Raw genomic sequence first — 23,976 nt, 5'->3', positions numbered from 1 at the left:
AAACTCATTGTCAATTAAAAAATTCCTTGTAGAATTTTTTATTTTTCTATTTGTAAAACTGTCGTGGTTTCCCGCTCTCCAACTTTACGAATCCCAACCCCTTTTGGAAAAACAAATTGCAGTATTGTCTGTTTCGGTTTGGTAAGTCCGATTTGAAAACGAATACCGTTCATTTTTTCGCCCTTTAATTTCACCGTATACAAATTTCCCGGTAAGTTTTTAAAGATCACTTTTCCATTTTCATCTGAGTTCACGGCATAAGGCACATCATTTCGCAGCAACGTTTGTTTTCCCTTACGGTCAAACAGCACAACTTGTTGATTTTTTAGCGGTACGCTTTGAGCATCTTCTAAATAAAATACCACGTCGATGGTTTTTTTTCGCAAACGGTAATTTTGACAGACCCGATAAAAAAGATAGCCCAACACCCCTAGCAACAAAACAATGCCCAGCATAATCAACACCTGCTGCAACAGACGAGATTCATTGGTTTTCTTGACGGTTGCCGCCATTTCTTCGGTGTAAGGTACCCGATGCCCACGAACCAGCAAACGGTGGGAATTAATCATATAAGGCGTACAGGTAATCAGTGTCACCAAATCTTCGCCGGACACCAGTTTCAGATCTTCCGTGACGTTTGGTTCCACCACCTTGATCTGATCCACTTCGTACGCCAATTTTTCTCCAAGAATTTCCAAAACAAAAATATCCTTAAGCTTCACATCCGGCAAATCCGTGAACAACTGTCGCTGAGGCAACCCACGATGGGCAGAAATCGCTGAATGCGTATTTTCACCGCCGGTAGGATAAGACGTTCCCTGCAAAACCGTGGCACCACGTTCCAGCAACCGATCATTCGTGGTGTCAAACACCGGCATCACCGCTTGAATGCTGGGAATCGTCAGCGTTCCAATCAAATGTTTTTCGATGTACTGCTGACTGGCAGACTTTTCTTGCGAGGCTTCTTCAAACGGATCGGCATTCGGTGCCGTCCCTTTTTTTGCAATTTCCTCGTTTGCCTGCTGCATCGCCGTTAATTCTTGTTCCTTCGCCTTTTTTTGATACCGCTCAATCATCCGCTGATCGATAAATCCATTGATCGCATCCGAATAAAACGGATAAAGTGCCGTTAAACTTCCCACCAGAAAAAGGAAAATCATGATAATTCTTGTAATCAGTTGTTTTTTTACACCCTTTTTCATACCATCCCTCCATCAAAAAGAACGGTTTGTTTTTCCCGAGATTTCACAACCCGCACTCGTTTTTTTCGGCTGGATAAACGAAACTCTCGGTCACGAACCCGCCAGATTTTCGCTTTTAGTTTTGGTGCCACCTCTCCTTCAGCGACTACCCAATAAATGCCGCCGGGAATTTCTGAGAAAACCACTTCATTTTTCTCCATTGCCGTTGCAAAAATCGGTTCATCCTTTCGCAAAAACGGTGTCCCGTTTTTTGATAATAATTGAAAACGTCGGGGGGATTTCTCCTCGACAAAAAAGCGCAGCGTATACGTTCGTTTTGAAGCCTGAAACAGAACTGCCTTTCGCCACAGCCAATAGCTGAACAAACTAAGGACAGCTACTGCGGCGGCTGACAATACCGCCAATCGCCAAAATTGAAAACGTCGGGTTTGCGTGATGACCGCCCCCATTTTTTCCTCGTAAGGAATACGAAAACCCGTTACCAATAAACGATGAGAATTTACCATGTAGGGCGTACAGGTCAACAACGTTACCAAATCCCGATCCTCTTGAATCGCCAGCACTTCGATATTGTCTGGCAAAACTACCTGAATCTCATCCACCTCATAGGCCAACCGTTCTCCCAGTACATCGATATAAAATTGATCCCCTTTTTCCAGTTTTTCCAAATCAGTAAAAATCATTTTTTCCGGAATTCCGGTGTGTCCGGTAATCACCGAGTGGGTATTATCGCCGCCGATGGGATAGGAGGTTCCCTGCAGCAAAGTCGTTCCTTTTTCCAGCAGTGCTTGATTCGTTTCGTTGAAAATCGGCAAGCTGGCACGGATTTTAGGAATATACAACGCCCCTAATAAATGCTGCTCATAATAATCGGCAGAATAATTTCCATTAAATTCTGTCGTATCGAACAATTCCTCCATCAAACCAATCCCGGCAATACTGTTGGCTTCCTGTCGCTTCGCATTTTCTGCCGCCATTTTTTCCAACGCCTGTTCCCGATTCTTTTGATTTTCCGCCGCCGCTTCCCGCTGATGCTTCTCCACCATTTTTTGATCGATATAATTATTTAAAGAATCCACAAAGAAAGGATAGGAAAAAACGCCGATGCCGGTTAGGAACATCAACACGATCAGACCTTTAATCACTAGATTGGTTCGTTGCTTTTTCGCCTCTGATTGCTGCGGTTTTTTCACTACCGTCACCTCCGTTTTGCTTTTTTTGCTATGTAGATGATTTTAAAAACAGGCTGAAACACTTCTCAACTGAGTCTCTCAGCCTATTTTTATGATAAAAATTAGTCGTTCGTTTGTTTTTCCCGCTTATACCAAACAAATGCCCCCAGCATCAAACCAAGACCAATTGCTAAAAAGGCTAAAATGCCGTTACCGCCAGTCGCAGGCAGAAGCCCCTTGGGTGTGTTGTAAATCGTTGTGAATTTTTTCGGATCAGAGTAGTCGCCAACGTTCACGGAAAAATGTGTTTCTTTTTCGGTGATGATGAAACCTTCTGGAGGGGCGATTTCTTCGAGGACGTAGCCAACTTCAAAACCTTCAATAACCGGCACGGGTGCTAATCCTAAAATTTTTATAACGCCGTTTTCGTCAGTTGTAAGTATCGTTGCCTCGTCTTCATTTTGTGTACCGTCAATAATAAATCCTTCATCCGAAAATATGATGTATTCTTTCTCCTCACCAAAGAAGTAATACATTCGAAACTCGACCCCTGGTAGTGGTGCATTAGTATGCGCGTTTACCTTTTGGAATTTATGACCTAACATGACAACTTTCTCTGAAACCACTGTATCTGGACCAGAACCAAAATCAATTTCTGCTTTATTTTCTAATGCTTTATCAGCTGCATCGGGTGAAATTTTCATATCGTAAAAAATAACAAGCGTTGCACCCTCTAGGCTTCGTACCTTGTCACTTTTTAAATCAAATTCTATTTTAAATCCACCATCACCTTCCAGTGAAATTTGATAATCCTCCCTCTCAGTCAGGCCTCTAATAGATATACTCTGACTTCCATCTTCTTTCAAAATATATTCCAATCCTTCATCAGGTCTATCCGTTACTTCAAATCTTTCTTTATTCTCTAAATTTTTTGGTACATTGACCCAAATACGGTACTCAACCCTATTCCCCAAATTTGGATACGCTAGTGCTCCTCCGATTTCTACAGCAGTTATCCCTTCCGAAACATACAAATACTTTTGATTCCTCCGCTGTATATTCTTCGGATACAAATGAACATGGCTAAGTTCATTCTCTGTATAACTTCCATCTTCCTCCATCTCATAAGCCGGCATTGGAAGAACCATTGGCACCGCCATTTCGGTCACATTCGATGGTGCTTGGGTTTCAATAAAGAGATAAACCGCATCAACACCACCAGATTTTTTCGCCAACTTTTCAAACGTTGCAGTTCCTTCCGTTCCCTCGGTTGTTTTCTCACCAACCTTCGTACCATACGCAGAGACTATTTTTCCTGTGGCATCTTCTTGAATTTTTTTAATTGCTTCCTCACTGGTCATTCCTGTGGCAAATGGCAGAGTTGTCAAATCACCCAAAACATATTCTTGATATTTTTCGGTGACATCATAGACAACAAAGGTTGCTCCCGCCAATTTTGTTCCACCGAAATCTTCCATAATACTTCCGGTGTTTTGTTGATTTTCTGGTCGTTTGACTCCTTCTGTATCGATATTCCACGCTCGTTTATGGATAGTCACATCCACCGTTTCTGATTCTGCCGCCTGTGAAGACCCATTTCCAGTAAATAAAGCTCCTAAAAACATTGGCAAAAGCATCAGAATGATTGCTAAAAGTTTTGGCACTTTCTCTCTTTTCATATTCCCCTCCATGTTCACGTATTTGTTCATCCACAACGTTTATCCTTTTGAGTAAAATGAGCTGAGACAGTTTTACAACGACTGCATCAGCTCATTTCTATTCTACCTTGACTAAAATCTCTTAAACTTGTGCTTGTTTCTTAGAATTTTTGTACCAAACGAAGGCACCTAGCATTAAACCAAGCCCGATTGCCAAGAAGGCAAATATTCCGTTACCACCAGTTGATGGAAGGAGACCTTTAGGGGTGTTGGCTACATTAGTTGCAAGAGTAGTATTACCGTATTTACCATACTCTACTTTAAATCCCACATTTTCTGTTAATAGAACATAACCTTCGGGTGCTTTTGTTTCTTCTAAGAAATAGTTACCATTTTCAAAACCTTTAATATTTAATACACCGGCAGATCCTGAAGTAATCTTTGTGCCAGTTGCATCCTTACTATCTGCCCAAACTCCAGTAAAGGTATACTCCCCAGTTGTGCTTGCTCCAAAAACAGCGTACTTATCTCCATTTTTCACAACAAATTCTGCACCTGCTAAACCTGCACCGGTATGAGCATCCGTTTTCTTGAATTGATATCCACCAGTTACAACACCGGGACCCTTGATTTCATTCGGTTTGCTACCAATAGTAAACAATGCCTCATTTCCATGGATGTCATTTGGATTAATATCCCCTGTTAAGGTCATTTTATAGGTAATTGTGATTGGCTCTCCTGCAAAATCTCTAATACCTTTTTCTGTATCAAATACAATTTCAAAACCATTTGGATTTGAAGTTCCACCTACAGTAAGTGAATAATCATCTGCTTCCAGCGTATTTGGAAGACTAATTGAACCCTGTTTAAGAACTAAGCCTGCACTTGGCGTATCTTTTACACTAAATGTGTTAAAAGATGCAATATCCTTAGGCACATGAATAGTAATTTTATAATCAATTTCATCACCAATGTTTACATTCATACCAACTAAATTTCCTTTATCATCTTCAACTTTAGCTGTAATATTTGTAATTTCTTTCGTATCCTCCATAGTTACATTTTTTGGATACAAGTGAATGTCTGTGTTTAAGGTGGAGTCATCTCCTACAGTATAAATCGGCATTGCTAAGACGATTGGAGCCGCTTTTTCACGAACTTCGACTGGTGCATCTGTTTCTATAAATAGATAAACAGCGTCTTTGCTAATACCTCCAACCATTTTTTTCAGAGGTAAATTTCCAAATTTAACTTCTCCAGTAGTACCCGTAGTTCCTTTTGTATCTGTATTTTCACCGTCTACAATACTAGCTGCATAAGTTGGTTTACCACTTGTTGAGTCATTAACAATGGTATTCACTGCTGATTGCTGTGGGTTCTCTGCTGTGCTTGCGAATATTAATTCATGATATTTTGCAGTCACATCATAGACGGTAAATTCAACTCCACTTAACGTCGTTCCATCCTCAGCAAACTCTGGCATCTGTTTCCCGTCATTCGGTAACTCTCCGGGCATTTCATCTTTCCACGCCAATTTATGCAACGTCACATCTACATCTTTCGGAACCTCTGCTGCATCCACACTAGTTCCTGCTCCCATTGCCCCAAAAAGTAGTGGCAATGCCATCATACCTGCGGCTAGTAAGCCGAATATTTTCTTCGCTTTCATCTCTTTTCCTCCTAATATTTTTAGTGTGCTTGTACCCGAAATCTTGCGCTCAGGTACAAGCCAGTTAATTATTTATCTTCTGAATTCGACTTAATTGCCGCTTTGCGACGATGCCAAATCACTAATCCAATTCCTAGCAATAGGACACCAATCAATGAAATAAATGATTTTGCTTCACCAGTCACTGGAAGAAATGGCTTCTTCGGTGGTATTGGCTCACCCGGTTGTTGCGGTGTTGCTGGATCTTCTGGATCAGTTGGTGGTGTTGGTGTTTCATAGTTGTATACACGGGGTTCTGCTTTTTGATAAGCAGAAGCCGGTACTTCACCACTTTCCAATTCATCCATTTGTTGTCCGTTAACTGTTACATACAACGGATTGCCGTTCTCATCTTCCCAAGAATCAGGAACGACTACCGGAATATCCGTTTTTTCGATCTGATAGCCTTCAACGGATTGAACTTCTTCAAAGAAGAACTCTCCCGATGGCAACAAACGTCCACCTGTAGTAACAACTCCATCTTTATCTGAAGTAAACTTGCTAACATCCGGATTATTTAGCGGATCATCGGATGGAATCCAACTATTTTGTAAATCGGAAACTGGACTTAGATCAAGATAAAGTTTTTGATTGCCTACCATTTGGTACAAGACGAAAATCGCGCCTTCTAATGGAACACCAATTTCTGGTGATTCTGCATTTTCTTTTCCATATTTAAAGAAATACGGATCACGCAAGTACCCGATGTTTTTCGGATAGATGTGAATTTCATCTAATTCTTCTGTTTGATTGGTGGGATTCATGATTGGTAGTGCAACAATGATTGGATTTGCGATTCGCTCCAAATCAATATTGAATTCCACCGTGTCGTTCACCACTTCATTTTCAAAAATCAGATAAAGTGCATAACGTCCATCTTTCTTCCGAGAAACAGGAACACGAGCGGTACCTCGAGGATTATCCTCTGCACCAGTTGAAACTGTTGCTATTTCCTGAATTTTACCGCTCTTAATCAACTCTTTAGCTGCCGTTCGATTACCATACTCTTTCATCAACTCTTCTAATGATTGATCTGCTTTTTCTGCATAGAAGTAATCTGAAATATCGTAGACAGTGAACTCCGCACCATTTAATGGTGTCGGTCCAGTAACGATGTCAAAATCTTCGTCCAATTCAAGTCCGTTATTTTCATACGTGACCTCATCTTTGTTGATATCTCGTATGATTCGTTTATGAAGCACCAAGTCTACGGTATCACCTTGTGCATCCGCCTGTGTTGCTAAACCAAATACGCTAATCATCGGTAGCAGAAGTAAAAGTGTTAGGAGAATTCCTTTTAGTCGTTTCATTTACTTCGCCCCCTTTCGATTGCGGTACACATAGTAGACGGTCGTTCCAATCGCAAAGATGATGAGTGTCGCCGCGGCAATCATAGATGCTTTCCGCCCTTGCCCACCAGTTGATGGCAGTTGACCTTTTGGTTTGTTTAGGACAGTTAACTCATGCGAGACAGTTAACGAATTTGAAGAATCCGAGTTAGAAACTGAAACATAAGGAGATTCGGTTATGGAAATATCCCCATTGATATCAACAGTGAAATCAATCGTGTCAATTAAACCGATATATTTTTCTGGAACTATAGTTTCTCTTAATTGATAAGACTTTCCAATTTGAAGTTTTTGGTTTTCTTCAAAATTGAAGGTTACTTTCCCATCAGTAGTAGATGTTCCAGAAGCAATTGCGGTGGTTAGATTTTCCTTATCGAAAATCTCAAATTCAACATTTTCAATTGGAAGATTGGAATGCTCGTCTAGTTTCAAAACATCAAGAGTTAAGGCTTTGGTTAAGTTATTGATTGTCAGTTCAAAGCTGTTCAATGATTTTTGAACTACATTTTGAGATACACCTTCCAATCCATCAATATCAACTAATATAGAGAATTTTGGATCACCAGATAGTGGATCTTGTCTGACGTTGATCGTCCATGAAATAGGAACTTGAACGCCCCCATGTTCATGCCTTTCAGTTAGTTTATACGTTCCTACACCAAGAGATTCAAAATTAGCTTCCCCTGGAATACTAATTTCATTTGAATAGGATGCTACTGGATTTTCCGTTTTCCCCTCTTCAGATAGACCTGTTAACTGAAGTTTAAATGTTGCTTTAAAGCCTTCCGGCAATTCATTTCCGTCCAGTGTCTTATCAATTTCCAACTCAGCAGTCAGAACTTCTACTGTATGAGTTGCATCTGCTGATTGTTGATTGTTACCGGGATAGTTAGACAAACCGGTTGTATTATCGAATCTCGTTGTTCCATAATTCGTTACATACTCACTAGCACCATCGTCTTCTGATGCTATTCCTGCTTTCGCAGTTAATGGTGCTTTATACTCAACCCTACTTTCAGGATAAAATACATGATCCTTTGAGTATGTTTCATCACCAATAAATTCACCCATTGAGAATGCAGGTTCTACAACTAGTAACTCACCTGCGAAATCTGTCTCCCAAGTGACTTTATCTTTCCATCCATCAAAAATAGTGGGGCCTTCTTCATTATCACTTACTGGTCTTGGCATTGCTTGTTGATTTAGTAAGATAGTTTCCTTTGTGTCTGGACCAATAATCGGTAGAAGTTTGACATCTACATATGGAGTAGAGAGACCTATATACTCTGGTCTTACACCTTCTTCATTTTCTTCACCGACTACAGTAAATTGTTGCAACGTATCTACACCAGGAATTGTAATACCTGATTCAGCACCTATATTCGTCGGAACAACATCAGCACCAACAAAATTTTCTTTTGCTTTGACTAAAATTGTTGTACTCCATGAATAGTGGACAATTTCTCCTCCTTCAGGATCTCTAACTCCCTCTAACTCTATATCCTCAATAACAAAAGAACTTGTTCCGTCAGCATGGGGGGTTAACTGACCAATATCATTCTTTTCTACTTTAAAATATGGACTGATTACATCTTGTAATTGAATTTTTTCAATTTTGATCTGACTTATCAGTGAATCAATCATCAATGGTATTATCTGACCGATATCAATTGGATTCCCATACTCATCTTCTTTTCCTTCATAAAAATAATTTTCTTCTGTAGTCACAGAATACTTTGTCCAATGTGAAGAATCACCATCTGTTTGAGCAGCGAAAGTATTTTCCTTAGAAAGGTAGGATGATTTACTCATAAGCGTTCCAACGTCCTCAGAGTCTGTAATCTCATCTCCAACTGTGAAGACAACAAAAGCCTGATTATCACGGTCTTTTAATAAGTTATTTGCATATGTGACAACACTTAAGGCATCTTTGCTCCCTTTCCTATGTGTCAAAATTGTACTAACTTGAGTATTAAGATTTTTGTAATCCTGATCTTTCCAATATGTCATCGGTTCAAAATGTGTCACAATATTCCCCATTGTGGCGTTAAAATGTCCAGAAGGTCCTAAAGCTGGTAGAACCGCAATATTAATGTTATCTGCAGCCTCACCTAGTTGTTCTGCCAAATAGGTAATCGCATTGATGACATCACCTGCTCGAGTTCCACCATTTGCAGAACTACTTCCATCCACAATAAATACAATATCCGCCGCACCATGAATCAACGGGGCATCCGCCTCCAAATCAAACGTAATTTCATACAATCGCTGATCCCACGCTTCTTGTGGAGTAAGACTAACCCCATTCGCATCTTCCGTCGCCAATCGTGCGCGTTTCGTTGCAGTAACCGGTGGCAACTCTGGTTCCGCCGTACTTCTTCCCAATCCAGCAGCCGGTAAAATCACATTTTCATCTATTGCGACTTCTTCTTCCACATCTGTAGCTTCTGTGGCTTCTTCCGCAACTTCATCCTCCACAGCCGTTTCGGATTCCACAGGTTCTTCCACTTGTAACTGTGCTGTTACTTGGTGAGGGCCCTGTTGCGTTGTTGACAGAATGTTTTCTGTGATGACTTCTTCTGTAACCTGTTCAATTTCCGTAACTGCTTGGGGTTCAGTCACTTCCTCTGTTTCTTCCTCTGTAGCTTCTTGAACAACTGGCATTTCCACCACTGTTTCAATTTCCTTGGTAATAATCTGCTGTTGGTCTAACTGAATATCGATAGCTAAAGTCGCTTCCTCCTTTGGAACTTCGGCTAAAAGCTGTCCTTTAGATGTTGCAGAAAAATCATTTTCTACCAGCCAGCCATCTGCCTGCATGGTCATTCCCGGAGCGTTGGCGTTGTTTACTGTACCAACTCCCGTCGCCGCTTTGTCTAATTTTAGTTTCATCAAACGCTGCACATCATTTGATGAACCACTTTGATACTTTTGATAATCAATTGTCCATGCAACAGTTGCTTCCTTTTCTTCATAGGAAACCTCTACACGTCCATAATTTTCATCATCAAAAATTACTTCTCCCGTCGTGATTGCCTCTGCTTTATCCGGCATTGATAAGGCAATCGTACTAATATAGGGAAGAATGATTGTCAAAATAACCAAGAATGGCACAAGCGACCGCCATTTCTTCTTCATTTTCATTTCATTGTCCACTTCCTTTCCTCTCAATAAATCGATTCCTTCTGCTCCTCATTTAACAGACATCACTTCTTTAAACGAATGAACGCTTGCAATCGATAACCCCCTTATTTTTTCAAACTGTTTTCTAATTTATTACACTTCAAGAGTAACAATTTAATCGTTTTCTCACAAACTATAGAAAAGTCAGACAACTTATTAATTAAATAACGTTAACAAACGTATGAATAGTATGATAAAAGGTAAAACACGGACTTAAATAATTTATTATCACAAATAAATCGTTACATTTATCACAAAACAAAACTTATTTTATGAAAAAAGATTATAAAAACGCACTATTTTACTGACCTATGTAAAAACAACTAGAATTATAATATAATAAACAACGTGCATTATATTAGATTAAGATTATAAAACATCCTGTTTTTTTCGATAATTATTTGATAACAGCAAGCCCTTTCTTTATAATTAAAGTAGAAAGAGGTGGGGTTATGCTGGCGACAATCATGTTATCGAAAAAAGAACAGAAGAAAATCTAAATTTTTCAATTTTTAGAGACATTGCCTGCTGGTGAACATTCTGTGAAGTCAATTAGCGATAGTTTGGGCTTCGTTTATAGCAGCACCCAAAATTTATTAACGGAAATGAAGCTGGAATTTGATGAATTAAGCGAAGATAATATCACTTTTTTTACATTACAAGGACAGATTCATTGGCCAATCATCGGAATAACCTACGATCAGTATTTCTCTCATTTAATCCAACAAGGAGTGCCTTATCAAGCGTTGCTTTATATGCTGGAACGCCCCCGCCATAATTTAAAGGATTTTTGCGCTTCTCATTACATAAGTATCGCTTCAGGGATGCGGCATCTGCAGCCCCTTGCGGAATACCTGCAACAGTTTAATCTCCTATTTAACCGCACCAAGCTTTCATTAAAGGGAGACGAGCGTTTGATTCGTCTGACTTTTTTTAATTTTATTTGGGCAGTATCAAAAGGAGATGAAGAATTATTTCAACATTTTCAACGAGGCGAATTAATGGCAACTTTAGCATCTCTTAGCAAGGAAGTGCCTATGGGTCGAGATTACGTTGGTGCAAAGGAAGTCTATTTGTTTGCGGAAATCACTTATTTGCGAATCAAGGGGGAGTTTTGGGTGGAAGATGATCCGCAGTATGACCCGGTCTTGATTCATTCAAGTTCACTGACCGCTCAATCGTTGCAAGATTTTTTTCCGATTAAAGAAGAACATTTGATAGCAGAATATCGCTTCATGCAGTTTATGCACTTTTATGCGCCGACCTACGCAGATGAACAGGACCCGCGACTGCCAATGATGCAGGAACATTTTCAGCAAAAAAATCAGCTAACCACGATTTTGCGAAACTTTGAAAAATTTTGGAGCAAGGAAATTCTTCGAGGTGATTTTAATCTTTTTGAAAAAAATCCGGCGATTCACGGAAATCTTTACAATATTCTTTTTTGCTACTACGTGTTTCCCCAACGCATTCCGACATTGTTTAATTTGCTGAGCTACTTTCGACAAAACCAGTCTGTACTTTTTGAAGCGTTGCAAAAACAAGTTGCTTCCTTTTTCCAACGTTTCAGTCGGCGACAAGGTTTTGAATGGCTGCAAAGTTGCCAGCAGTGCATCACTGATTTATTTACCTGGTTAACCTTGGAATATTTTGAGGAATCCGGACAACGACAGTCCTTGCTCGTTGCTTTGGTGATGGAATCCAATCAGCTTTTTCTGCAGGATATTAAAAATCACTTGAAGGATCTTTCCTTCATTAAACTGGTCCCCTACTCTATTTACGAAAAAGAGCACTATGACTTTCTGATTTGTTCTTCCGCGCTATTGCTCCCAGAAGAAAATCAGACACCCTTTTTCGTTTTCAATTTTTTCAGCAAGAATACCGATTACGTTACTCTTTACCGGGAATTGCGTTATTGGCACCGGAAGAAGAATCTTTCCTATAAAAACCAGATTCCTGTAAATAGTTAACGTTCATTTGTGTGTAACCAAAAAAAGCTGAACTCACTGGTTTTTCCCAGTGAGTTCAGCTTTTTTCGACTATCATAATTTTCTTGATTCTTACAGGTTTCTAGGTTGCTTTTCTGCCAAAAAAGAAAGACACGATGGCAACTAAGATGACTGCGCCGATAATTGATGGAATGACTGCCATTCCTCCGATGACTGGTCCCCATGTTCCTAACAGTGCTTGCCCGATAGCAGAGCCCACCAAACCGGCGATCACATTTGCGATGATTCCCATTGAACCACCTTTATTTGTGATTGCTCCAGCAATTGCGCCAATAACACCACCTACGATTAATGACCAAATAAATCCCATAATTTTTCTCCTCCTTTACTGAACGTTGCGTTCCTTTTTTTCAACTTCCTACAATAAGATATTTATGAAAAGCAGACATATCTCATGATAAGATACCTTGCTTATTCCCAAAAAATTTTTGTTACTTTGTAAAATCTTTTTTACTCAGATGGACCGCAGCAATCACTGCCAAAATCACAGAAAGCACGATCACGACCCAGAAACCTACCTGTGAACCCTTCCCAGGAAGTCCACCGGTATTCATCCCCCAAATACCTGACACGAGGGCGGGAATCGAAATCACAAGTGCCGCTGAATCCAAATATTTCATCAGATGGTTCAGATTATTGTCCATCATATCGGTGAATAACCCACCGATTGCCTCTAAAAGATCGCGATAAATAGCAATCAATTTATTCACCTGCCGATGGCGCAGCTGAACATCATAGACCAGTTCTGGGTTATCGATTTTTTCGAGAAATTTGGTTTTTTCCCAGAGATAAGTCAGTGTTTCATCCTGATCCTGCAAGGTATGATCGATATACACGATATCCCGTGTCGTATCAGCCAAATTAAACAATTCTTGATTCTCAGTAGTTTTCCGAGCGGCTTTATCCAATTGATCAATCCGCACCTTGATTTCTTCTAAATCTATCAAGTAGTGGTCGTAGATCGACAATAGTGAATAAGCAATTACTTGTTCAAAACAATTGAATTCTCGTGAATACTTGGCGATCATCGAGGGAATAAAATCAGAATCCCGGCAAGAATAGGTCAGCAGCATTTTCTCAGCCACAACAAAAGAGATCGGATGCAGTCGGGATTCAATTGATTGCTCTGTTTGATCCGATAGATTCAAAACCACCAATGAGTAAACCTCTCCTAATTTCTCTGATTGCAGATGTTCTACTCGTGAAACTTCTTCCGGTTCATCAATCCCTGCGAATAAGTCGATTGGTAAATCATATTTTTCTGCGATGTCTTTGATTTCATCCTCAGATAAATTTTGAACATTCACCCAATTCGCTTCTGCAGCATCACTCTTGAGGGTTCCAGCAGCATTCAGCTTGTAGTACTCAATCATTTTGCCCTCCATAAAGATTAATTTTTTCTCATCTTTAATATAATTGTCCTCTTTTGCGGATTTTTTGTCAAAAAATAACTATTATTTTATTTTTATAGAAAAAAATACAACTATAATTAGATTTAATCCCTTGAGTATGAGCATTTCTTTTGAATAGTCGTAAAAAAAAGTAGAAACTAGGAGTAAGAATGAATTTCCCATCACTGGAGGTGTTTCTTTGTTAGTAATCATTGACATGCAAAACCATATTCTTGATCCTGAAAGTGAATTTTACCTTCCAGATTCGGAAGAGCTGGTAAAAAGAATCCAACATCGACTGGAAATAGCTCGAGAAAATCAGGAATACATTCTCTACACCCGAGATATTCCAATCGAGTATAAAAACACTGCCAATGAAGAGCAAAAATCATTGCAACTTATTCCAGAGCTTACGCCAAAGAACGGTGAGCGGGTCGCCAAAAAATATTACTTTAGTATTCCTCCAGAAACTTTGGTGGAAATCAAAAAAGCTCTGTTTGACAGCAAACAAGAGCAAAAAAATATCGAAATTACCGGTGTAGAAACCAATTTGTGTGTTCTTTCAAATGCCATCGAGATACAAAGTGCTTTTCCGGAAGCAGATTTTTTGATTGATCCAGCTTTGGTTTCCAGCAGAAAACACGGAGCGAAGGCACTGGAGTTGTTGAAGGCATTTAATATGCAGGTTGGTGGTAGGGAAAATTAAAAATGAGCGCTATAATTTCTAGGACTGATAGAAATATTCTATCGGTCTTAGTTTTTTTGTAAAAAAACTAAAGAACATACAAAAACCCCCGACAAGCCAAACATCACCGTTTGCCTTATCAGGGGTTTCCTTATTTCTTATTTTTCAAAAAAATCAAAATTAGCGATCTTCTGAAGTAACACCAACTGTTGCCCAAACATTGTAGTCGATGTCGTATGCCCAATCCCAACCAGTTACACGTTCTGAGATAGGTAATACTTCATTACGGTAAAGTGTTGGAATAACGAAGGCTTCATCAGAAGCATATTCTTGCCATGCATCGAAAGCTTCTTTACGTTTGTCATCATCAAAGGAAGCTTTTGAATCGATTGCTTGCAATAATTTTGTGTTTTCTTCTGATTCGAAACGAGTGTAGTTGAAGGCTGAGTTAGGACCATACAATCCGGTTGGTGAAGGATCAGCTCCTGTACCCCAAGCACCTTGGTACACATCGATTTCAGGATCATCATTTTCTAATTTGTCGTAGAATGCTTGGAAGTCGATCAAACGGCCAGTCGTATATTCAACATCTAAACCGATTGCTTTCCATTGTTGTACATAGTAATCTGCTAATGGTTGTGCGGTTTCACCACCGGACATAGAAGCGAAGTTGATGGTTAATTTTTCGCCATCTTTGTTTTCACGGATTCCATCGTCATCAGTATCTTTGTAGCCAGCATCATCCAATAATTTGTTTGCTTTGTCCACATCTTGTGTATAGCCTTTTACTTTTGTATCATGCAAAGTACCAAATACTGGTGGGATTAGGGTTGTCGCATTGCTACGCAAACCGTTGTAGAACTTGTTACCCACGGCATCGTTGTCGATGGCATAACCCATTGCTTGGCGTAGAGATTTGTCAGCCATTTTTGAGTTTTCATCGTATTCAACTTTGTTTTCATCAGCATTCCATTTACCTAATTTGAAACCAAGGTAAGTATAAGATTGTTCTGGACGACCTAAGATTTCATAGCCTTCCACGTCTTTATACGTTGCATAAGCATCTGTTGGCATAGAAAGTGCGATATCGTATTGTTTTGATTTCAACGCTTCTACAATTGATGCAGATGGAACAGATTTAAAGACCATTTTTGAAAGTTTTGGTTTTTCGCCATAGTAATATTCATTTGGCGCAAATTCAACTGATTCGCCTTTTACAATGTTCTTCATGTAGTAAGGACCAAAAGTAACTGGGTTCTTACGAACAGCATCACTTGATTCCATGTCTTTGACTGCAATACCTTCAAAGCTGTGTTTTGGTAACGCGTTACTCCAAACACCACCACCAGCTTGCATCATACCTGGATGCACTTCTTTATAAGTGATCGTTACTGTTTTGTCGTCGTCTTTTTTAATACCGGAAATTGTGTCAGCTTTCCCAGCGTGGTAATCTTCCATCCCTACGATATTCGTAAAGTTGGCATCGTAACGGATACCGGTATAGTCTTTGTCTCCAATTACTTCATAAGAGAAAATCACGTCATCTGCTGTCACATCTTCGCCATCTGACCATTTCAAATTGTCACGCAAAGTAATCGTTGCTGTATTGTTGTCTTGATCAAGTTTCAAGTTTGCGGCACCGCCGTCAACGATTTTGAAGTCATTATCTGTTACAAATAATGATTCAACACTTGCTTGCATAAATTGATAATCATAGTTATCTTGATAGAATTCTTGTTGGAACAAACCTTGGAATTGCGTATCCATAACTACCGCTACATCCAATGTTCCGCCGTCGATTGCTTTTTTGTCATTTGATACTTTTAGAGGTAATTTGCTTGCATCCTCTGTTTCCGTCGCTGAATTTCCACCTGACGAATCTGTTCCCCCGTTACCGCCGCCACATGCTGCCAGTAAAGCAACAGATGCTAAAGCGATTACTCCAAAAATCTTTTTCTTCATCCTATATCCTCCTCTAATCTATTAACCTAGTCGTTGACGGGCATCCGCAGAGCGCTTGAATGCTTGTCCAACGTAATTAATGCTCAACATCAGTACCAAAATCAGTATCGATGCTGGCAACCAGATCCATTGTTTATTCACCAGTACGTCCCCGTTGCTGGCGAAGCTGATCAATGTTCCCAAACTTGGCACATTGGTCGGTAACCCGAAGCCCAAGAAGGTCAGGGTCGTTTCAATTCCGATATTCGCCGCAAAGTTCATGGTCAAGTTGGTAATGATCAATGAGCTCAAATTCGGCATGATTTCCCGGAACATGATTTTAAGATCCCCTGTTCCCATCGTTTTTGATGCAGAAACATAATCTCGACGACCTTCCGATAAGGTTTTACTGCGGAAGAGCCGGGCTTTTCCTACCCAATAAAAGGCACTCATGATCCAAATAAAGGACCAGACATTGTATCGAGGAATAATCGTTACGAAAACGATAATAATCAACATAATTGGTAGAATCATGACAAAATCTACGATTCGCATCAAAATATTGTCAATCATCCCGCCATAGTAGCCAGAAATAATTCCCAAGCCAACACCGATAATCGAAGTAATGATTGTGATGGCAAAACCAATCAAAATCGAATTTCTTGCCCCGATGATCAATTGACCCCAGACATCCCGACCACCTTCATCGGCACCTAAGAAGAATTTTACGCCATCCATGGATACTGAACCAGGAGGAGCGTATTTATCTAAAATACTGACATACATAACCTTGTCTTGATCGATAACGATTGCCGCAATAAAAACGAAAAGCAATACGGCGATCAGTAAAATCAGCGAGAAAATCGCTAATCTATCTTTTAAAAATTCACGAACGATCATTTGAAATCCCATAGGTGGGATACTTTCTTGTTTCAATGCTTCTTCTTTTTTTTCAGCCATTTTCTTTCTCCCTCCCTATTGAATTCTGATCCGTGGATCGACGATACTCATAATGATATCTGATAATAGTGTACCGATCAGTGTTGCGATCCCTAAAATCAGCACCAAGGAGGTGATAACGGCGTAATCCCGTTGAGAGATACTATCGATAAATAATTTACCAACACCAGGATAAGCAAAGATTTGTTCAATAACGACTGATCCAGCAATTAGGGAAGTAATTTCATACCCCATTTGGGAAGCAATCGGTAAGGACGCATTTCTAAAAATGTGTCGAGAAAAGACTTTCTTTGTTGGTACCCCTTTTGATCGCGCTGTCCGTACAAAATCCAGAGATTTCGAATCGATGACTTCGCTTCGCAGGTATTGGATCGTGACTGCGGTTCCTAAGAAAGCTTGTGTTAAGGAAGGTAAGACCAAATGATACGCCTTATTCCAAAAGGCCGCCATGCCAGTCAAACCAGCATTCACAGAGCCGCTGGTTGGGAACCAACCTAGACGATACCCAAAAACAAAAAGCATAATCAAAGCGAAGATAAACAATGGTACAGCGAAACTGAAAAAGTTGTAAACCACTACGACTTTATCCAACCAAGAATTTTGGTAACGACCAGCTAACATTCCCAGCGGTACAGCAATCAAGTAAGTAATGATGACTGTCAAAAGTGACAACCATAATGTATTTACGATCCGACCGGCTAATAAAGAAGCTACTGGCAATTTGTAGATAAAGCTGCGACCGAAGTCTCCTTGCAGTGCATTACCGATCCAACGGAAATATTGGGTGTACCATGGATCATTCAAACCAGCAGTTTCCCGTAATTGTGCAATAACTGCAGGGTCTTGGTTTGGATTGATCAACCCAGTAAACGGATCCCCAGGCATCATTTTTGCCAAAACAAAAATCAAAATACTCAAAATAATTACTTGAGGGATCATCAATAATAAACGACGCAGAATTGTTTTCCACATATTATTTTGCCCCCCCATCTTTTAATGCAACTTGGTGTGTGCCGGTCAATTTTCGCAAATCATAGACACGTCCCGTATTGTCATAATATTCCTTTTGACGTCGAATGTATTCTTCCTCTACCCGGCGGCGTTCATCTTTATGGGCTTCCCGGTTTGGTACATCGATTTGTGGAATAGCAGATAGTAGGCGTTTGGTATAAATGTGGCGCGGGTCATTATAAATATCTTCCCGACTGCCGATTTCAACGAAGCGGCCTTTATACATGATAGCGATATTGTCACACATGTGTTTGACAACACCCAAGTCATGGGAAATGAACAAATAGCTCAAGCCGTATTCTTGTTGGATTCGTTTCATAAAGTTCAAAACCTGTGCTTGAACGGATAAGTCCAAAGCAGAAACCGGTTCGTCAGCTACGATCAATTTTGGATTGGAAGCTACTGCTCGAGCAACTCCTAACCGTTGTCGTTGTCCGCCGGAAAATTCATGAGGATACTTGTACAACGCATCCCCGGGCATCCCAACGATGTCCAACAATTCCCGAACCCGTTTCTTTTCTTCTTGATCGCTCAAGCGTTCAAAGTTGCGTAATGGTTCGGCAATGATGTCGATAACCCGTTTTTTAGGATTCAAACTGGACATGGAATCTTGGAAAATCATCTGTACATCTTTGTTGTAGTTCATTTTCCGGCGATTCGCCCGTTTGGTTACATCTTGTCCGTCAAAAATGATTTCGCCGCTGGTTACTTTTTCTAACCCGACGATGGCTTTTCCGGTAGTCGATTTTCCTGAACCGGATTCGCCAACTAAACCATATGTTTTTCCTTTTTCAATCACGAAGTCCACGCCGTCCACAGCATACACATAATCGGTTACTCGATTGAAGAAACCGCTACGAATCGGATAGTGGATTTTCAGATCTTTGATTGTAATTAATTCTGACATTTACACTTCTCCTTCGTCTCTAAAATGGAAATGCTGATAGCACGTACAACGTACTAAATGATTAGGCGCCACTTCATGAAGGGTTGGATTTTCTTCATGGGCACTTTCCGGAATCCAAGAAATTCGAGGAGCAAAACGGCACCCGGTACGAAGCATATTTTTCAATGAAGGTACTACACCTTCGATAACGTGCAATTCATCATTTTCTGAGTCATCCTGTGGAATCGAGTTCAACAATGAACGTGTGTAAGGATGTTGCGGATTAGCAAATAATTCTTCTGCTGTTGCCACTTCAACAAATTGTCCAGCGTACATTACCGCCACCCGATCTGCCATCTCAGCCACGACCCCTAAGTCATGGGTGATCAGAATAATTCCTGATTGGGTTTCTTCCTGCAAATCTTTTAGCAAATCCAAAATTTGTGCTTGAATGGTTACGTCTAGTGCCGTCGTTGGTTCGTCTGCGATGATGATAGGTGGTTTGCAGGCGATGGCAATGGCGATGATTACCCGTTGCCGCATCCCGCCGGATAATTCATGGGGGTATTGACGACCCACACGAGCCGGATTTGGGATTCCTACTTGACCCAACAATTCCAATGCCCGTGCTTGACGCTGCTCAGCATTCATGTCGGTATGGTAAAACAACCCTTCCTTGATTTGGTCTTCAATTCGCATCAATGGGTTTAAGGCAGACAATGGATCTTGGAAAATCATTCCAATATCATTTCCGCGAATTTTATTATAAAGTGTCTCATTTAAGTTTGATAAGTTCAAATCTTTGTACAAAATTTCGCCGGTGATTTTGGTGTTGTTCGGATCATGGAGCCCCATGATGGTCGTAGCCAATGTACTTTTGCCACAACCGGATTCGCCTACGATCGCTAAAATCTCATTGCGGTCTAATGTAAACGAAACACCGTCTACTGCATCATAATACTCATCTTTAATACGAAAGCCTGTATGTAGGTTTTGAACTTCTAGCAATTGATTATCTCCTGACAATCGAATACCCCTCTCTGCTTCGGATGAAGTTTTTTACTGAAAAATGATTCAAAAAAAGCTGTCCGTTTTTTGCCCATTGGTTTCTTAACATTGTGTAATATTTTCTTAATAATTATATAGAATGAAACGGTATATTGCAAGTTTTATTATTTAAAAAGCAGAATTTTCAGAATACTTTCACTATATTTCCACACATGATTTGCGGGTAAAAAAAAACGCGCCTAATCAGAGCGTTCTAATTAGGCGAAATACTTAGGCTAAATGGCTTGCAATGTAGTCAACTGCTCCGCCAACAGTTTGGATTTGTTCAGCATCCTCATCAGAGATTTCGGTACCAAACTCATCTTCTAATTCTAATACAAACTCCATTACACTAATGGAATCCGCGTTCAAGTCATCTTTAATACTCATTTCATCGGTAACTTTATCCGCGTCGACCTCAAAATGATTGGCGATCACGACGGCTACTTTCTTAAATACTTCATCACGTGTCAATTGCATTCACCTCCACGCTTTTGACCAAAGTTGAAAAGTTAGCTAATACAGATTTTACGTCTTTCTGTTGCGTTTGTCTAGACTTTTTTGCAGTTTCATTACAAAAATGTCAGACTAGTTTCGAATAAACATTCATTTTTCGTCATTTTTTTCATAAAATTCAACCAATTGATTCACAACATCCGTTTCCAACATGGTGTGAATTTGGTGGATTGTATAGGCGACCGCTTCTGGTCCGGTAGCTCCGTGGGTCTTGATGACCGGTGCTTTTAAGCCAAACAAAACGGCACCGCCATGTTTGGAATAATCCAGTTCATTTTTTAGTCCCCGTAGTGAATCTTTCAATAAAACCGCACCTAATTTTCCTTTAACGCCGGCAGATAAAATCGATTCTTTTAATAATGCCATTAAATTCAGCGCTGTTCCTTCGATGGATTTCAACACGGCATTGCCGGTAAATCCATCCGTCACCACAACATCGGCTGCGCCGGTCAATAATTCCCGTGCTTCTACATTGCCGATAAAATGGATGCTTGGTTCGTTTTTCAACAAGTCAAAGGCGGCTTTCGTCAGCTCACTGCCTTTGGTTTCTTCCGTTCCATTGTTCAACAAGCCCACTCTCGGCTCTTGAATTCCCCGAACATTTTTCGCATAGAAGGAACCTAAAATACCGTATTGCAGTAAATGTTCCGCTTTGTTTTCTGCATTGGCACCCAGATCTAGCATATCAAAACCGGTCTCTTTGCCCATCACTGGCAGTGTCGACATCAAGCCGGGGCGTTCCACGCCTTTGATTCGTCCGACGATAAACAGCCCTGCTGCTAATAGCGCGCCTGTGTTGCCGGCAGAAAACACGGCATCCGCTTCTCCTTGTTTCACTGCTTGTGCTGCCAAAACCATCGAAGCATTTTTCTTTCTGCGGATTGCTTTTACTGGTTCATCATCACTGTTGATTTTTTCATCGGTATGGATGATCGTCACATTGGCGTGATCTGTCACGTATTTTGTTATTTCGCTTTCTTTTCCATAAAGTTGAAAGTGGATGTCTGGAAATTCTTTTTTCGCCAGCATGACCCCTTCAACGATTGCTTTGGGGGCATTGTCGCCGCCCATCGCATCAACCGCAATTCTCATCATAGGTATCGTTCCCCGCATTCTTAGGTTAAATTTTATTTTTTCTCTGCCGATTTTCTGAGCAACAAAAAGCAAAAAAGCGGCGATTTTTTTTCATTCTTTTTTAGTATAGCATATTTTTTTAGTCGAAAAACTGGTTTTCTGCCGCTTGCTTTTCGAGGTAATCTGCCAGTGGTGCATAGTCTGGTAAGACCTGCCAATTCTGCTTTTTCCAAATTTCTTGGGCTTCTTGTCGGGCAACTTCCAAAATCGTTGCATCCGCCACAATATCTCCTGCCATAAATTGAGGCAAGCCGGATTGTCGAAAGCCGAATACTTCTCCGGGGCCTCGCAACTCCAGATCTTTTTCGCTCAATAAAAAGCCGTTGTTGGTTTCTGTCATGATTTTCATTCGTTCGACACCCATCTCGTTTTTTGGATCAGCGACCAAAATGCAATAAGAAGCCTGCGCCCCACGTCCCACCCGGCCCCGTAATTGGTGCAGTTGGGCCAAACCAAAGCGATCCGCATCCATAATCAGCATGACGGTCGCATTCGGTACATTGACACCGACTTCAATCACGGTTGTAGAAACCAAAATCTGCGTGTCGTTGTTTTTGAAGGTTTCCATGATGGTTTCTTTTTCTTGGTTTTTCATTTTTCCATGAAGCAAATCCACCTGGTAGTCCGGGGCAAAATACGCCTGCAAGCGTTCATAGATTTCCACAGCATTTTTGACATCCAAGGATTCAGATTCTTCAATCAGCGGACAGATCACATACATTTGATGCCCCTGCTGCAATTCACGAAAACTCCATTCTAAAACCGAATCCAATTGCGGCGGACGAATCCAGCGAGTCTCGATGGGAACTCGCCCGGCCGGCAATTCATCGATGATCGAAACGTCCATTTCTCCATATGCTGTGATTGCCAACGTTCGGGGAATCGGCGTTGCTGTCATAAACAACACATCAGGATGCAGCCCTTTTTCCCGCAAAACCCGCCGTTGGTTAACGCCAAAACGGTGCTGTTCGTCCGTGATGACCAAACCGAGATAGGCAAAATTGACCCCTTCTTGGATCAACGCGTGGGTCCCAACAATAATATCAATCTCCCCATTTGCCAATTGTTCCAAAATCACCCGCCGCTCCTTTGCTTTGGTAGAACCTGTCAGCAAAGCTGTACGAATTTCCAGCGGATCAAAAAGTTGATTCAAACTTTCCATATGCTGCTGCGCCAAAATTTCAGTTGGCACCATCAATGCGCCTTGAAATCCAGCCGTTACCGTCGCGTAAAGAGCAATGGCGGCGACCACGGTTTTGCCGCTGCCGACATCCCCTTGCAACAAGCGCTGCATGTGTCTTGGACTGCGCAAGTCACTGCAAATTTCATTGGTGACTCGTTTTTGGGCATTGGTCAATTCAAAAGGCAGTTTCTGGGTAAATTGCTTTAATCGTTGCACGTCGTATTGAATGGCGATTCCATTGACCTCTGCTTTTTCCTTTTGTTTTAACCCTTGAACCTTCAATTGAAATAAAAAGAATTCTTCAAAGATCACTCGTCGTTTAGCCTGATGGTTTTCTTCGGGATTTTCCGGAAAATGCATCGCAAACATCGCCTGTTTTCGATCGATCAAGCGATATTTTTCCCGCAAAGACAAAGGTAGGTTTTCTTCGATTTCCTCACCAAATTGTGCAAAAGCCTGACGAATCAATTCGATTAAAGTTCGTTGTTTGATTTTCTTATTCACGTGATAAATCGGCGCAAAATCTCCCTGACTTTGACTGCCAAGGATTTTCATTCCTGTCAACGCTTGGCGTTTGGCATCCCATTTGCCATAAACAGCCAGCTCTTCTCCCATAATCGCTTTGTCCTTCAAATACGGCTGATTGAAAAAAGAAACATTGAACACGCCATGATCCTGCATCATCCGAAACTGCAGACGGGATTTTTTATAGCCGAAACGGTTGAGTACTGGTGGAGAAACGACAACACCTTTGATGGTCACCTTTTCCTGATCTTGAATCTCCTGCAAGTCCCGTTCTTGAATGTCTTCATACCGAAACGGGTAATAGCTCATTAAATCCTCGACGGTCAAAATTCCCAGTTCCGCCAAATCCTGTGCTCTTTTTTCTCCGACTCCCTTTAAAAACTGAACTGCGGTCGTTACCATCCAACTCCTCCTTC

At 40.7% G+C, this 23,976-nt stretch carries 17 protein-coding genes and 1 pseudogene; 2 read left to right on the top strand and 16 right to left on the bottom strand.

Annotated elements, in window-relative coordinates; genetic code table 11:
• Nucleotides 1-38 precede the first annotated feature (38 nt).
• The 6 genes and pseudogenes from BN1875_RS02910 to BN1875_RS02885 form a co-directional block, all read right to left on the bottom strand.
• Entirely contained in the window at nucleotides 39-1,202 is a 1,164-nt protein-coding gene (locus BN1875_RS02910) for a class C sortase (RefSeq protein WP_048603357.1), read from the bottom strand.
• Between the two features lie 457 nt (nucleotides 1,203-1,659).
• A pseudogene (locus BN1875_RS13910) lies at nucleotides 1,660-2,323 on the bottom strand (class C sortase); the annotation flags it as partial.
• A gap of 173 nt (nucleotides 2,324-2,496) precedes the next feature.
• Complete coding sequence (locus BN1875_RS02900) at nucleotides 2,497-4,053, bottom strand: SpaH/EbpB family LPXTG-anchored major pilin (RefSeq protein ID WP_048603355.1); 1,557 nt, start codon at nucleotides 4,051-4,053, stop codon at nucleotides 2,497-2,499.
• Nucleotides 4,054-4,174: 121 nt separating this feature from the next.
• The gene (locus BN1875_RS02895) at nucleotides 4,175-5,701 is read right to left on the bottom strand and encodes a SpaH/EbpB family LPXTG-anchored major pilin (protein ID WP_048603354.1); all 1,527 of its coding nucleotides are present in this window, start codon (nucleotides 5,699-5,701) and stop codon (nucleotides 4,175-4,177) included.
• Nucleotides 5,702-5,769: 68 nt separating this feature from the next.
• Nucleotides 5,770-7,050, bottom strand: coding sequence for a pilin N-terminal domain-containing protein (locus tag BN1875_RS02890; RefSeq protein ID WP_048603353.1), 1,281 nt, complete (start codon nucleotides 7,048-7,050; stop codon nucleotides 5,770-5,772).
• Nucleotides 7,051-10,245 carry a SpaA isopeptide-forming pilin-related protein gene (locus BN1875_RS02885; RefSeq protein WP_147570563.1) on the bottom strand — a complete coding sequence of 1,065 codons (3,195 nt, stop codon included), beginning with the start codon at nucleotides 10,243-10,245 and terminating at the stop codon, nucleotides 7,051-7,053.
• Between the two features lie 569 nt (nucleotides 10,246-10,814).
• Between BN1875_RS02885 and BN1875_RS02880 the strand changes: the two genes are divergently transcribed.
• A complete protein-coding gene (locus BN1875_RS02880) occupies nucleotides 10,815-12,242 on the top strand; it encodes a helix-turn-helix domain-containing protein (protein ID WP_048603351.1) in 1,428 nt (475 codons plus the stop codon).
• Between the two features lie 100 nt (nucleotides 12,243-12,342).
• On the opposite strand, the gene BN1875_RS02875 is transcribed toward BN1875_RS02880, so the two are convergent.
• Nucleotides 12,343-12,591 carry a GlsB/YeaQ/YmgE family stress response membrane protein gene (locus BN1875_RS02875; RefSeq protein ID WP_048603350.1) on the bottom strand — a complete coding sequence of 83 codons (249 nt, stop codon included), beginning with the start codon at nucleotides 12,589-12,591 and terminating at the stop codon, nucleotides 12,343-12,345.
• Nucleotides 12,592-12,712: 121 nt separating this feature from the next.
• On the bottom strand, nucleotides 12,713-13,654 hold the full coding sequence (locus tag BN1875_RS02870) for a magnesium transporter CorA family protein (RefSeq protein ID WP_048603349.1): 942 nt from the start codon (nucleotides 13,652-13,654) through the stop codon (nucleotides 12,713-12,715).
• A 217-nt stretch (nucleotides 13,655-13,871) separates the two neighbouring features.
• Between BN1875_RS02870 and BN1875_RS02865 the strand changes: the two genes are divergently transcribed.
• On the top strand, nucleotides 13,872-14,378 hold the full coding sequence (locus BN1875_RS02865; protein WP_048603348.1) for a cysteine hydrolase family protein: 507 nt from the start codon (nucleotides 13,872-13,874) through the stop codon (nucleotides 14,376-14,378).
• 159 nt (nucleotides 14,379-14,537) lie between these two features.
• Here BN1875_RS02865 and BN1875_RS02860 read toward each other — a convergent pair whose 3' ends face one another.
• The 8 genes from BN1875_RS02860 to recG form a co-directional block, all read right to left on the bottom strand.
• Entirely contained in the window at nucleotides 14,538-16,319 is a 1,782-nt protein-coding gene (locus tag BN1875_RS02860; RefSeq protein WP_048603347.1) for an oligopeptide ABC transporter substrate-binding protein, read from the bottom strand.
• 21 nt (nucleotides 16,320-16,340) lie between these two features.
• Nucleotides 16,341-17,258 carry an ABC transporter permease gene (locus BN1875_RS02855; protein ID WP_048603346.1) on the bottom strand — a complete coding sequence of 306 codons (918 nt, stop codon included), beginning with the start codon at nucleotides 17,256-17,258 and terminating at the stop codon, nucleotides 16,341-16,343.
• Between the two features lie 15 nt (nucleotides 17,259-17,273).
• Entirely contained in the window at nucleotides 17,274-18,230 is a 957-nt protein-coding gene (opp4B, locus tag BN1875_RS02850) for an oligopeptide ABC transporter permease (RefSeq protein WP_048603345.1), read from the bottom strand.
• Nucleotide 18,231: 1 nt separating this feature from the next.
• A complete protein-coding gene (locus BN1875_RS02845; protein WP_048603344.1) occupies nucleotides 18,232-19,176 on the bottom strand; it encodes an ABC transporter ATP-binding protein in 945 nt (314 codons plus the stop codon).
• Nucleotides 19,177-20,181 (bottom strand): ABC transporter ATP-binding protein, encoded by a 1,005-nt coding sequence (locus BN1875_RS02840; RefSeq protein WP_048603343.1) that lies wholly within the window; start codon nucleotides 20,179-20,181, stop codon nucleotides 19,177-19,179.
• Between the two features lie 252 nt (nucleotides 20,182-20,433).
• Entirely contained in the window at nucleotides 20,434-20,676 is a 243-nt protein-coding gene (acpP, locus tag BN1875_RS02835) for an acyl carrier protein (protein ID WP_048603399.1), read from the bottom strand.
• 132 nt (nucleotides 20,677-20,808) lie between these two features.
• On the bottom strand, nucleotides 20,809-21,810 hold the full coding sequence (gene plsX / locus BN1875_RS02830; protein ID WP_048603398.1) for a phosphate acyltransferase PlsX: 1,002 nt from the start codon (nucleotides 21,808-21,810) through the stop codon (nucleotides 20,809-20,811).
• A 121-nt stretch (nucleotides 21,811-21,931) separates the two neighbouring features.
• Entirely contained in the window at nucleotides 21,932-23,962 is a 2,031-nt protein-coding gene (gene recG, locus BN1875_RS02825; RefSeq protein WP_048603342.1) for an ATP-dependent DNA helicase RecG, read from the bottom strand.
• Between the last annotated feature and the right edge of the window lie 14 nt (nucleotides 23,963-23,976).

The organism is Enterococcus massiliensis, from assembly GCF_001050095.1.
GTDB classification, from domain to species: domain Bacteria; phylum Bacillota; class Bacilli; order Lactobacillales; family Enterococcaceae; genus Enterococcus_C; species Enterococcus_C songbeiensis.
Note: the sequence above shows the minus strand (reverse complement) of the source record. Positions and strands in the feature narration are given on the sequence as shown.

Excerpts from the sequence above, each read along its gene's own strand:
- BN1875_RS02910 (WP_048603357.1), bottom strand. The coding sequence starts at position 1,202 with ATGAAAAAGGGTGTAAAAAAACAACTGATTACAAGAATTATCATGATT.
- BN1875_RS02900 (WP_048603355.1), bottom strand. The coding sequence starts at position 4,053 with ATGAAAAGAGAGAAAGTGCCAAAACTTTTAGCAATCATTCTGATGCTT.
- BN1875_RS02895 (WP_048603354.1), bottom strand. The coding sequence starts at position 5,701 with ATGAAAGCGAAGAAAATATTCGGCTTACTAGCCGCAGGTATGATGGCA.
- BN1875_RS02890 (WP_048603353.1), bottom strand. The coding sequence starts at position 7,050 with ATGAAACGACTAAAAGGAATTCTCCTAACACTTTTACTTCTGCTACCG.
- BN1875_RS02875 (WP_048603350.1), bottom strand. The coding sequence starts at position 12,591 with ATGGGATTTATTTGGTCATTAATCGTAGGTGGTGTTATTGGCGCAATT.
- BN1875_RS02870 (WP_048603349.1), bottom strand. The coding sequence starts at position 13,654 with ATGATTGAGTACTACAAGCTGAATGCTGCTGGAACCCTCAAGAGTGAT.
- BN1875_RS02860 (WP_048603347.1), bottom strand. The coding sequence starts at position 16,319 with ATGAAGAAAAAGATTTTTGGAGTAATCGCTTTAGCATCTGTTGCTTTA.
- BN1875_RS02855 (WP_048603346.1), bottom strand. The coding sequence starts at position 17,258 with ATGGCTGAAAAAAAAGAAGAAGCATTGAAACAAGAAAGTATCCCACCT.
- opp4B (WP_048603345.1), bottom strand. The coding sequence starts at position 18,230 with ATGTGGAAAACAATTCTGCGTCGTTTATTATTGATGATCCCTCAAGTA.
- BN1875_RS02845 (WP_048603344.1), bottom strand. The coding sequence starts at position 19,176 with ATGTCAGAATTAATTACAATCAAAGATCTGAAAATCCACTATCCGATT.
- plsX (WP_048603398.1), bottom strand. The coding sequence starts at position 21,810 with ATGAGAATTGCGGTTGATGCGATGGGCGGCGACAATGCCCCCAAAGCA.
- recG (WP_048603342.1), bottom strand. The coding sequence starts at position 23,962 with ATGGTAACGACCGCAGTTCAGTTTTTAAAGGGAGTCGGAGAAAAAAGA.